At 69.0% G+C, this 11,069-nt stretch carries 11 protein-coding genes; 9 read left to right on the plus strand and 2 right to left on the minus strand.

Annotated elements, in window-relative coordinates:
- Both B0W88_RS25325 and B0W88_RS25330 read right to left on the minus strand, forming a co-directional pair.
- On the minus strand, positions 1-392 hold a 392-nt coding region (locus tag B0W88_RS25325), incomplete at its 3' end, for an aminoacyltransferase (RefSeq protein WP_144006959.1).
- Complete coding sequence (locus B0W88_RS25330) at positions 389-1,954, minus strand: hypothetical protein (protein ID WP_144006960.1); 1,566 nt, start codon at positions 1,952-1,954, stop codon at positions 389-391. The genes B0W88_RS25325 and B0W88_RS25330, both read right to left, overlap by 4 nt.
- A 268-nt stretch (positions 1,955-2,222) precedes the next feature.
- On the opposite strand from B0W88_RS25330, the gene B0W88_RS35235 reads away from it, so the two are divergent.
- The 9 genes from B0W88_RS35235 to B0W88_RS25375 all read left to right on the plus strand — a co-directional run bounded on the left by B0W88_RS35235 (position 2,223) and on the right by B0W88_RS25375 (position 11,013).
- Complete coding sequence (locus tag B0W88_RS35235; protein ID WP_077037382.1) at positions 2,223-2,621, plus strand: prepilin-type N-terminal cleavage/methylation domain-containing protein; 399 nt, start codon at positions 2,223-2,225, stop codon at positions 2,619-2,621.
- 75 nt (positions 2,622-2,696) lie between these two features.
- On the plus strand, positions 2,697-3,152 hold the full coding sequence (locus B0W88_RS25340) for a GspH/FimT family pseudopilin (protein ID WP_077037383.1): 456 nt from the start codon (positions 2,697-2,699) through the stop codon (positions 3,150-3,152).
- Entirely contained in the window at positions 3,149-3,580 is a 432-nt protein-coding gene (locus B0W88_RS25345; RefSeq protein ID WP_077037384.1) for a type II secretion system protein, read from the plus strand. Before B0W88_RS25340 ends, B0W88_RS25345 begins: the two co-directional genes overlap by 4 nt.
- A 5-nt stretch (positions 3,581-3,585) precedes the next feature.
- On the plus strand, positions 3,586-4,158 hold the full coding sequence (locus B0W88_RS25350) for a hypothetical protein (RefSeq protein ID WP_077037385.1): 573 nt from the start codon (positions 3,586-3,588) through the stop codon (positions 4,156-4,158).
- Positions 4,155-6,161, plus strand: coding sequence for a hypothetical protein (locus tag B0W88_RS25355; protein WP_144006961.1), 2,007 nt, complete (start codon positions 4,155-4,157; stop codon positions 6,159-6,161). The genes B0W88_RS25350 and B0W88_RS25355 overlap by 4 nt, the downstream gene beginning before the upstream one ends.
- A 24-nt stretch (positions 6,162-6,185) precedes the next feature.
- Positions 6,186-7,904 carry a GspE/PulE family protein gene (locus B0W88_RS25360; protein ID WP_077037387.1) on the plus strand — a complete coding sequence of 573 codons (1,719 nt, stop codon included), beginning with the start codon at positions 6,186-6,188 and terminating at the stop codon, positions 7,902-7,904.
- 18 nt (positions 7,905-7,922) lie between these two features.
- Positions 7,923-9,155 (plus strand): type II secretion system F family protein, encoded by a 1,233-nt coding sequence (locus B0W88_RS25365; RefSeq protein WP_077037388.1) that lies wholly within the window; start codon positions 7,923-7,925, stop codon positions 9,153-9,155.
- Between the two features lie 109 nt (positions 9,156-9,264).
- Positions 9,265-10,479: a formate-dependent phosphoribosylglycinamide formyltransferase gene (gene purT / locus B0W88_RS25370; RefSeq protein WP_077037389.1), complete on the plus strand. Its 1,215-nt coding sequence runs from the start codon at positions 9,265-9,267 to the stop codon at positions 10,477-10,479.
- A gap of 30 nt (positions 10,480-10,509) precedes the next feature.
- On the plus strand, positions 10,510-11,013 hold the full coding sequence (locus B0W88_RS25375; protein ID WP_077037390.1) for a hypothetical protein: 504 nt from the start codon (positions 10,510-10,512) through the stop codon (positions 11,011-11,013).
- Positions 11,014-11,069 lie beyond the last annotated feature (56 nt).

An 11,069-nucleotide genomic window follows, 5' to 3' on the forward strand; every position in this document is an offset into this window, starting at 1 on the left:
GTCCTCAGGCTGGTCAGCACCAGGCCCGGCGTCGCCGCCGTCATCGAGCGGATCACACGCGCCAGCGGCGCCTTCTCGGTGGCGCGATCGATGAAGGCCTGGGCCTCGTCCACCTGGCGCTGCAGCGCCTCGCGCTCGCGACGCGCATTGCTGAGCCGGTCCACCGGCCGCGCCGCCGTCATGTCGGCCGCCAGCTTGCGCAGCTCGGCCAGCTCCTTCGCCTGCAGTTCCAGCTGCGGGCCCAGCTGCTTGCGCTGCGCCAGCTGCGGCGTGAACACGGTCACGTCGAATGCCGCGTAGAGCAGCGCCGGCAGGGCCACGGCCGCCATCAGCTTCTCGCGCATCGAGAGATCGTCGAAGCGGCGCAGCCAGCGGGTGAGCGAGGCGTTCATGACAGCGTGAAGTTGATGCCGCTCTTGCCCGACCCGGTATCGGCGGGCGCCATCTGCACGGCGTTGAAGGTCACACCCAGCGATTCGAAGCTCTCGTTGAGCCGGCGCGCGTAGCGCACCACGGCCTCGTGGTTCAGCGCCCGGCCCGCGACCTTCACGCGGCGGCCGCCGTCCAGCACTTCCACGCCGGTGACCCACAGCTCCGGGTCCGAGATGCGGGCCAGCCGTTCGAGATAGTCGGAATAGCCCTCGGGCCGCCCCAGGCTCGCGGTGCGCAGCGAATCGACCAGCGAGCGCACGCCCTCCGCGCGCGGCTTCAGCGCCGCCACCTGCCGGTTCAGCGCGTCCACCTCGGCGTCCGAGCCCTCTCGCTGGCGGATCGTCTCGATCTCCGCCTTGACCTGCGCGACCTGCTGCGCGCCCTGCGCCAGCTGGGCCCGCATGTCCTGCACGCCGCTGCGCAGCTGCCAGGCATAGCCACCCAGGGCCAGGGCCAGCACCGCCATCAGGCCCAGGCCCCACAGCGCCATGCTCACCGGCTGGCGTGGCCGCATCAGCAGGTTCATCGACGCCGAGCCCGGCCTGCCGGCAAGACCCTGCGGCGCCACGTCGCGCAGCGCGGCGCCCAGCGCTACCAAACAGCGCGCCTGCGTGCCCGGATCGCGCAGCTCGGGTACGCGCTCGAAATCGAAATGCGCGGCCAGGTCCAGGCGCTCGACCTGCATCGGCAGCTGCGCGGCCAGGTAGTCGAACAGGCCCAGCTCCTCGGCCATCGGCGCCAGCAGCAGGCGGCCCACCGGCCGATACGCGCGGCTGCGGCCGATGTGGTCCACCGAGCGCAGCACCGGCAGCGCGACGCGCTCGTGGATCGCCGTCCGCGCCTCGGCGTCGGCCTCGCGCCATTCGGCCAGCGGCTGCTCGATGTAGCGGTCCAGCACCAGCTCGCCGCCCTCGCAGAACACCAGGCTCACGCCCCGCTCGCCGACGGCCATCAGGGCCAGCCCCTCGCCCTCGCGCTCGTAGAGGCCGGCGATATTGCGCAGCGCCGCCTCGCGGATGCCCACCGTTCGCAGCGCCAGCCCGGCCCGCTTGGCCATGGCCGCGCGATGCTGGTTGACCAGCGACTGCGCCGCCGCGGCCACGTACAGCTGGGCCGTGCGGGTCGCGTCGGCGGCGATGCCGGGGATAGCCATCCAGCCGAGATCGGCCTCCTCGGGCGGCATCTCCAGCTGCGAGGCCAGGGTCCAGCGCAGCGCCTGCGGCATCTCGTCGGGCGCGACGGCCGGCTCGGGCACCACCATCAGCCGGTAGTCGCCTCGCGCCAGCGTGAGCATCAGCCGCTCGCCCTGAGCGCCGACGCGGCGCGCCAGGTCGGCGCCGATTTCCTGCGGGGCCGCGTCGGCCGCGGCCTGTGCCTGGGCCAGGCGCAGCACCTGCACGGCCGAGCCTGCCCGTCGCGGCGCCTGCCGCAGGCTGACGGCTACCTGACCGGCATCGGCGCCGATGTCAACCGACGCCCAGCCGCTCCGCCCGACGCTGAGTCCCCACCCCACTGTGCGCATGATTCTCGTTGTGTCGATGGGGCCGCCGCACCTTCGCAGCGGCCGAAAACCATCCTATGGATCAGTCCAGGTAACGAGTTAGGTACATACCCGGAAAGAACAGCTAGCACCCTCTAGTTAAGGGATTGTGAAGACTTGTGACGATTTATCGACGGGAATAGATTGGCTCGGCACCGTCGAATTTCGCCGTTAGGCGGAAGTCGATGGAGCGCGCATCCAACCGAGAGACTTTCGCTTCAATCCTTCAATCAATACCCGGAGGGGCACCATGCAAGCAGCAGCTCGACATTCCCGTGTTCAAGCAGGTTTCACGCTGATCGAACTGATCATCGTGATCGTGATCATCGGCATCCTGGCGGCGGTGGCGATACCGAAATTCCAGGATCTGTCCAACGATGCGCAGCTTGGCGTCGCGCGCGGTGTAGCGGCCGCAGGCGCCTCCGCGTCCAGCGTGCGCTACGCCCAGTTCAAGGGCGGAACGGCCGCCGCCGTCGCGTCTTGCGCGGCGCTCGGCGCTCTGGTCGACATGCCGTCCGGCTATTCGTTTACCGACGGCACCACGGCTCCTGCCGGTATCGGCGCCGCCGGTGTCCCTGGCAATTGCCAGGTCCTCAGCACGAGCGGCGTCTTCAGCCCCATCGTGGAATTCAAGGCCTACGGCAGCTGATGTCCTCCTGCTGAACACAGGCGGCGGGGCGGCCTCGGCTGCCCCTTTTTTCCCCTGAGCCGGAGGGCCTGAAACATGGCTTCGCAGCAGGGCTTCACGCTGCTCGAGCTTACTGTCATGGTGGCGGTGCTCGGCGTGCTGAGCGTGTACGCCGTCATGAAGTACAAAGGGCCAGGCCCGCTGACACTGCCCTCGCAGGCCCAGACCCTGGCCGCCGATCTTCGCCGCGCCCAGGCCCTGGCCTACACGTCCGGACAACGCATGCGCGTGACACCGACCACGGGCGCGAACGGCAGCTATGCCGTGGCCTGCGTGACGGGCACCACGCCGTGCTCGTCCGACTTCAGCGCCAGCTTCTCGCACAGCGCCGTGCTCGCCGGCAGCACGCTCTATTTCAACAGCCTGGGCCAGCCCAGCGACTCGACCGGCTCCGCGCTCAGCACGGCTTCGAGCTTCACGCTCAGCTACAGCGGCGCGACCAAGACGGTCAGCGTGGCGGCGCAGACCGGCCTCGTGACGGTGAGCCCATGAGCCCCCGATCCGGCCAGCGCGGCTTCACCCTGGGCGAGTCCATCGTCGCCTTCGCCCTCATGGGCACCGCCGCGCTGGGCATCGTCTCCATGCAGCGCGGCCTGTTCACCGGGCAGGCCGCCAATCGAGACCTGCTGCAAGCCACCGAGCTGATGCAGGAATGCGCCGAGCGCGTGCTGTCGGTCCGACGGGTCAGCGGCTATGGCAATGTGACCGCAACACCCAGCGCAACGCCGCTCTGCACCGCCGCATCGAGCTGCGGCAGCATCACCGCCTTCGGTTCCTTCAGCGTGCCCACGATCACGCTCAGGGACGCCAGCAACACCGCCGTCTGCACCTGCTCCAGCGCCAGTTGCACGGTCACGGTCAGCATCTCCAAGGGCGGCACCGCCTTCACGCCCCTGACGCTGCAACTGCAGAACTACTGACGACCATGAGGACGCAGCGCCGCTCCGCACGCCTGCAAGCCGGCTACACGCTGGTGGAACTGGCCTTCGCCGGCGGCCTGCTCGGCAGCCTGTCGGCCGTGGCGGGCCTGATGTGGGTGGACAGCCTCTCGACCGTGAGCGCGGTGGAGACCGACAACGCCGGCATCGCCCAGGCCCGCTATGCGATGGAGCGGCTGGCGCGCGAGATCCGGCAGGTCAAGTGGGGCACGACCGGATCGGCCTACTGCATCACCACCTTCACCAGCAGCCAGCTCGTCTACAGGCGCACGTCCAACGGCAGCAGCTACGACCCGACCTGCGGTACCGGCGACCTGCTCGTGACCGTGGCGCTGAGCGGCTCGGCGGTGAACCTGGCCTACTCGGCCTCGCCGGCAGCCAGCAGCAATATCGCCGCCGACGTGAACAGCTTCGCCCTCAGCTACCTGGACAGCAGCCTGACCGTGACGAACAGCGCGGCCTCGATCCGCTATGTGCAGATCACGCTGACGATGAAGCCCGCCAGCGGGCAGACCACGACGCTGCGCACGCTGGTGGCGCTGAGGAACACCTACCTATGAGACCCGGCGCCGCTCGACGACAGGCGCAGGCCGGCGTGGTGACGGTGCTGCTGGCCCTGCTGCTGGTGGCCGCCCTGATCTTCGCCCTGGGCCAGGCACTGTCGAGCGCAGGCAGCAATGCAGTGGACAGCCAGCGCGCATCCGACAGCACGGCCGCGCTCTTCCTGGCCGAGAGCGGGCTGGAGAAGGCGCAGGCAGCGATGGCCTCGGCCAACATCCTCACCAGCAGCGTGTGCACCGGCGTGGCGAGCACCTATTCGCTGGGCCGCGGCACGGTGACGCTCGCGGCCACCTCCACGCCGGCCAGTTGCGACAGCAGCGGCGGCACGCCTTGTACCGGCTGCCAGCTGACGTCCACGGGCACGGTCGGCAGCACCGCCCGCTCGCTGAGCTACGGGCTCTCGCTCAACACGCTGAGCGGCGCCACCTGCAATGCCAGCACCAGCGACTGCGACAACACGCCCGCCGTCGTCTGGAAGCTGAACCTGCGCAACCCGTACAGCGTGGCGGCGGTGGCGCTGTTCAACCTCTCGGCCCTGCACCAGGGGCAGTCCAGCGGTGCCGTGTGCTCGGCGGGCTCGGCCTGCGCGCTGGCCTGGGACAACTCGATGAACGGCCAGAACTCCATCGAGAGCATGGGCAATGTGGTGACCATCGCGGCCAACAGCAGCTATGCGATCTACCAGACCAATGTGGTGGAGAACCTGGCCCAGGTGGGCGTGCTGTTCCGCGGCAGCAGCGTGGCGCCCACGGTGACCGGGCGGCGCGTGGTCAGCGGCGTCACGCTCAACGGCGCCGCCTACTGGAGCGGCAACACGCAGAGCAAGCAGCCTGCCGGCAGCACGGGCACGACCAACGACGGCACCGCCACCGACTCGGCCACGCAGACCTGCAGCGACCCGGCCACCGCCAATTCGCAGGCCTGCACCTCCTGGTGCTATGGCGGCGACACCCTGGTGCTGGGCCTGGCCAGCGGCGCCTCGAACATCAGCGAGGACATCACGGCGGTGAGCTTCAACAGCAGCGGCGGCAACAACATCGCGATGACCAGCCTGCTGAACGTGGACAGCCAGCACAAGTACCCGAGCACGAATTCGCCGAGCGCGCCGACCAATGTCTATTCCTCGATCTGGTATGCGCGCAACAGCGACTACACGTCGAACGCCGATGTGTACTCGGGCGCGAGAGTGACGGGCTGGGTCGGCGCCAATTCCTTCACCGGCAACATCAACAAGAACAGCACCTCGCTCGTGGTCACGAACTTCAGCGGCACGGCGCTGGCCGTCGGCAACGTGCTCCAGGGTGACATCGACACGGGCACGGTGATCTGCGTCATCGCGGCTGGTGGCGGCAACGGCACCTACACCGTCTCGGCTTCCGGGACCTGCGGATCGCCCATGAAGCAGGGTGCCAACCACAACACGAGTCAGTACATGGGCGTAACCGGCACGACGTTGACCGTGACGGCCGTGACCACCTCGGGCCTGGCCGCGGGCGACACGCTCTTCGTCAGCGGCACGAGCATCGGCAACATCACTTCAGGAAGCGGCAGCACCTTCGTTCTCAACACATCGCAGTTCAGGGCTCCGGGGACGAGCTTCCAGTCCAATGGCAAGAACGTGGCTTCAGCGAGCGGCACCGTCATACCCGTGGCCGGAACCGTGGTGGCCATCAAGGCCGGGACAGGCGCCTTTGCGACCGGCTCGACCACCTTCGTGACGGGTCCCGGCACAACGCCGACCGGTTCTGCACCGACGGCGACCGCCTACACGCTCTCGCAGTCGCCCACCACACCCCTGCAGAACGCCACCCTCTGCGGCGGCACCTGCGCCTACTTCAACAAGAGCGGCACCACGACCTTCTCGCTGACGCGCACGCTCGGTGGCGGCATCCAGACCTCGTGGTCTGCCGGCCTGATGTGCCTCAAGGGCGTCAACGTCACCCCCGAAATCGTCCAGAGCAACAAGATCCAGAGCGGTTCCTGGGTGGAGACCGTCAACTAGGACGACAAGCGAAACGGAGCCCGCATGACCCTGGCCCTCAAGACCCAGCGCCTGGGCACGACCCTGGTGGAGCGCGGCCTGCTCAAGGCCGAGGATCTGACCCGCGTGCTGGAAGAGCAGCGGCGCAGCGGCAAGGTGCTGGGCCGGGTGCTGCTGGAGCTGCGCCTGCTGAGCGAGGAACAGCTCGCCTCGGCCATCGCCGACCAGCTGGACCTGCCCTTCGTGGACCTGCGGCGCTTCGACGTGCAGCCCGAGGTCGTGCGCACGCTCTCGGAGCTGCACGCGCGGCGCTTCCAGGCGCTGGTGCTGGAGCTCCACGAGGCCCGCTGCGTGGTGGGCGTGGTGGACCCTTCGGACCTGCGCGCGCAGGACGAGCTGGCCGGCGTGCTGAAGAAGCCCATCGACCTGGCCATCATCACGGCCGAGCAGCTGACGCAGACGATCGACCGCATCTACCGCAAGACCGAGCAGATCGGCGAGTTCGCCCGCGAGGTGGAGCGCGAGATCGACGACCAGGGCGACGTGATCGACCTGACGAGCATGAGCCGCGCCATCAGCGACGACGACGCGCCCATCGTCAAGCTGCTGCAGACCATCTTCGACGACGCTGCGCGGGTGAATGCCTCGGACATCCACTTCGAGCCGCAGGAGCGTTCCCTGGTGGTGCGCTTCCGCATCGACGGCGTGCTGCACGTGCAGGTGGAGGCCGATCCGCGCATCGCTGCGGCCCTGATGGTGAGGCTCAAGCTGATGGCCGCGCTGGACATCGCCGAACGCCGCCTGCCGCAGGACGGGCGCTTCTCGGTGCGCTCGGGCGAATCGCGCTTCGACATCCGGCTCTCCACCATGCCCACGCAGTTCGGCGAATCGGTGGTGCTGCGCCTGCTGCGCCAGGACACGGCGCGGCGCAGCCTGGCGCAGCTGATGCCGCCGGCCGTGTGCGAGAGCTTCGAGCGCGCCATCAACGCGGCCCACGGCATGGTGCTGGTGACCGGCCCCACCGGCAGCGGCAAGTCGACCACGCTGTACGCCGCGCTGGAAGGGCTGAACCGGCCGGACGTGAAGATCCTGACCTGCGAGGACCCGGTGGAGTTCCGCATCGCCGGCATCAACCAGGTGCAGATCAACGAGCGCATCGAACTCTCCTTCGCCCGCGTGCTGCGCAGCTTCCTGCGCCAGGATCCGGACATCCTGCTGGTGGGCGAGATCCGCGACGGCGAGACGGCCGACATCGCCGTGCGCGCGGCGATGACCGGCCACGTGGTGCTGTCCACGCTGCACACCAACGACGCACCCTCCACGCCGCTGCGCCTGCTGAACATGGGCATCCCGGCCTACATGATCGCGTCCACGCTGCTGGCCGTGGTCTCGCAGCGCCTGGTGCGGGTGCTGTGCACCTACTGCTCCGAGCCGGTCCTGCCGCCCACCGACGAGATGTCCTGGCTGCGCCACCAGGTCGGCGAGGAGCGGCTGGCCGGCGCGCGGCTGCTGCGCGGGCGCGGCTGCTCGCGCTGCAACGGCCTCGGGTTCACCGGGCGGCGCGGCGTGCACGAGATCGTGGAGATGACCGAGGACCTGGCCAACGCGCTGCAGCACGCCAGCCCGCTGGAGTTCGAGCGGCGGGCCCGCCAGCAGATCGAGGGCCGCACGCTGGCCCATGCGGCGGCCGATCTGGTGCTGGCCGGCAAGACGACGGTGGCCGAGGCCATGAGCATCGCGGCCACCGGCCGCGCCCTGGGCTGAACGCGAGGAGAGCCGGCGATGGACGTGTTCCGCTACAAGGGCCGCAACGGGCGCGGCGAGCTGATGCAGGGCAGCATCGAGTCGCACAGCGCGCAGGCGGTGGCGCAGTGGCTGCTGGCCAGCGAGATCTCGCCGATCTCGATCAGCGCCCAGGCCAAGCCGGCGAAGCAGCCGGACTGGCTGCTCAAGATCACCGGCGAGAACCGCGTGCCGGTGCTGGAGCTGCTGATGTTCACGCGCCAGATGGGCAATATGGTGCGCGCCGGCCTGCCGATGATGGAGGCGATCGACGGCATCCGCAAATCGACCGGCAGCCGCGCGATGGCCCGCATCCTGCAAGCGGTGCGCGAGGAACTGGACCGCGGCAGCAACCTCAGCGATGCGCTGGCCAGGCACCCGCAGGTCTTCGACGAGCTCTACGTGAGCATGGTGCGGGTGGGCGAGACCTCGGGCGAGCTGGAGCAGGCCTTCAAGGGCCTGTACAAGCAGATCGAGTTCGACCGCGACATGAAGAAGCGCGTGAAGGCGGCGGTGCGCTACCCGAGCTTCGTGCTCAGCGCGCTGGGCGTGGGCGTGACGGTGCTGATGGTCTTCGTGATCCCGGTGTTCGCCAGGACCTATTCGCAGCTCAAGGCCGACCTGCCGCCGCTGACGCTGGTGCTGATCGCCGTCTCCAACTTCATGCGCAACTACTGGTGGGTGCTGCTGGCGGCCGCCGGCATGGTGGCGCTCGGCGCGCAGCGTTTCGTCGCCACCCCGAACGGGCGCCATGCCTGGGACAAGTTCAAGCTGCGCCTGCCCATCGTCGGCAAGGTGTTCGTGAAGGTGACGGCGGCGCGCTTCTGCCGCACCTTCGCGCTGGCCGTGCGCGCCGGCGTGCCGCTGGTGCAGGCCTTCCAGCTGACGTCCAAGGTGGTGGGCAACGCCTTCTACGAGCAGCGCATCAACCAGATGCGGGCGGGCGTGGAGCGCGGCGACTCGCTGTCGCGGGTGGCCACGGCCGCGGGCATCTTCGCGCCGCTGGAACTGCAGATGATCTCGGTGGGGGAGAAGACCGGCGAGATCGACGTCATGCTCGAGCAGATCGCGCTGATCTACCAGGAGGACGTGGAGTACGAGGTCTCCCGCCTGGCCGAGACCATCGAGCCTGCGCTGCTGGTGACCATGGGCGTGCTGGTGACCATCGTGCTGCTCGGCGTGTTCACGCCGCTGTGGGACCTGGGCCAGGCCACGCTGCATCCGAAGCACTGAAGGCCGGCACGAACGGCAGTTCGACAGCAGAGGCGACGCACTGACCGACAGAGCATGCCCGAGGTGCTGAGACAATGCCGGACTCCTGTTCCGCAACATCGTCCCATCCATGAGCACCACTCTCGGCACCCCGCTTTCTCCCCACGCAACCAAGGTCATGCTGCTCGGCGCCGGCGAGCTGGGCAAGGAGGTGCTGATCGCGCTGCAGCGCCTGGGCGTGGAGACCGTCGCGGTGGACCGTTATGACAACGCGCCCGGGCACCAGGTGGCCCACCATGCGCGCACGATCACGATGAGCGATCCGGCCCAGCTGAAGGCGCTGATCGAGGCCGAGAAGCCGGCCATGGTCGTGCCCGAGATCGAAGCCATTGCCACGCCGATGCTCGAGGCCCTGGAAGCCGCCGGCGTCGTCCGCGTGATCCCCACCGCCCGCGCCACGCGGCTGACGATGGACCGCGAAGGCATCCGCCGCCTCGCCGCCGAGACCCTGGGCCTGCCGACCAGCCCCTACAAGTTCTGCGACTCGCTGGCCGAGCTGCAGGCTGCCATCGATGCCGGCATCGGCTACCCGAACATCGTCAAGCCGGTGATGAGCAGCTCCGGCAAGGGCCAGAGCAAGATCGACGGGCCGGCCGATGTGCAGAAGGCCTGGGACTACGCGATGGCCGGCGGCCGCGTCAGCCATGGCCGCGTGATCGTCGAAGGCTTCATCGATTTCGAATACGAGATCACGCTGCTGACGGTCCGTGCGCTGGATGAAACCGGCCAGGTCCAGACCCGCTTCTGCGAGCCCATCGGCCACGTGCAGAAGGGCGGCGACTACGTGGAAAGCTGGCAGCCCTGCCGCATGCGGCCGGCCGCCCTGCAGCGAGCCCGCGAGATTGCCAAGGCCGTGACCGACAACCTCGGCGGCCAGGGACTGTTCGGCGTGGAGCTGTTCGTCAAGGGCGACGAGGTCTGGTTCAGCGAGGTCAGCCCGCGCCCGCACGACACCGGCCTGGTCACGCTGAGCACGCAATGGCAGAGCGAGTTCGAGCTGCACGCCCGCGCCATCCTCGGCCTGCCGGTGGACACCAGCCTCAAGACGCCCGGCGCCAGTGCCGTGGTCTATGGCGGCGTCGATGCCGAAGGGCTGGTCTTCGACGGCGTGGACGAGGCGCTGCGCGTGCCGGGCACCGACATCCGCCTGTTCGGCAAGCCCGAGAGCTTCGTCAAGCGCCGCATGGGCGTGCTGCTGGCCCGCGCGGGCGACGTCGAAGAGGCCCGCGTCAACGCCAAGAAGGCCGCGGCCCTGGTGCGTCCGCGCGTTCCCACCGAGGGCTGAGCCCTCACACAGGCCTCCTCACAATCCCGCATGAAACTCCTGACAGCCGTTCACCTCGACGGCGCGCAAGCAAGCGTCGCCGCCGTGTCCTTCGATGCCTGGGATGCGGCAGAAGCGACAAAGACCTATGTCTCGCGCATCGCCGATATCGGGGAGAAGCCCGCGCGCGGAGAACCCGACCTGCGCGAGCTGCGCTGCGTGATGCACCTGCTGCGCGAGCACGGGCTGGAGCCCGAGCTGATCCTGATCGACGGCTTCGTCCATCTCGATGCCGACGACTCGCCGGGCATCGGCTGGCACCTGCACCAGGCACTGGGCGGCAAGGTGCCGGTTGTCGGCATCTCGAAGAAGCGCCTGCCGGGCCTGTCCGCGCAGTTCGAGGTGATGCGCGAGGACGAGATGCCGCCGCTGGTCGTGACCTGCGCCGGCATCGACCTGGGCGCCGCCAAGGCGCGGCTGCGGGCGATGCACGGCAGGAAGCGCGTGCCCACGCTGGTGAAGCTCGCCGCCCGGCTGGCGAAGAACCCGGACTGATCGACCTCGATCTCGATCCCGACCTCGAGGCCCATGGACGCGACCGACTCCTCCTC

Source organism: Pelomonas sp. KK5, from assembly GCF_001984095.1.
Classification (GTDB): domain Bacteria; phylum Pseudomonadota; class Gammaproteobacteria; order Burkholderiales; family Burkholderiaceae_C; genus KK5.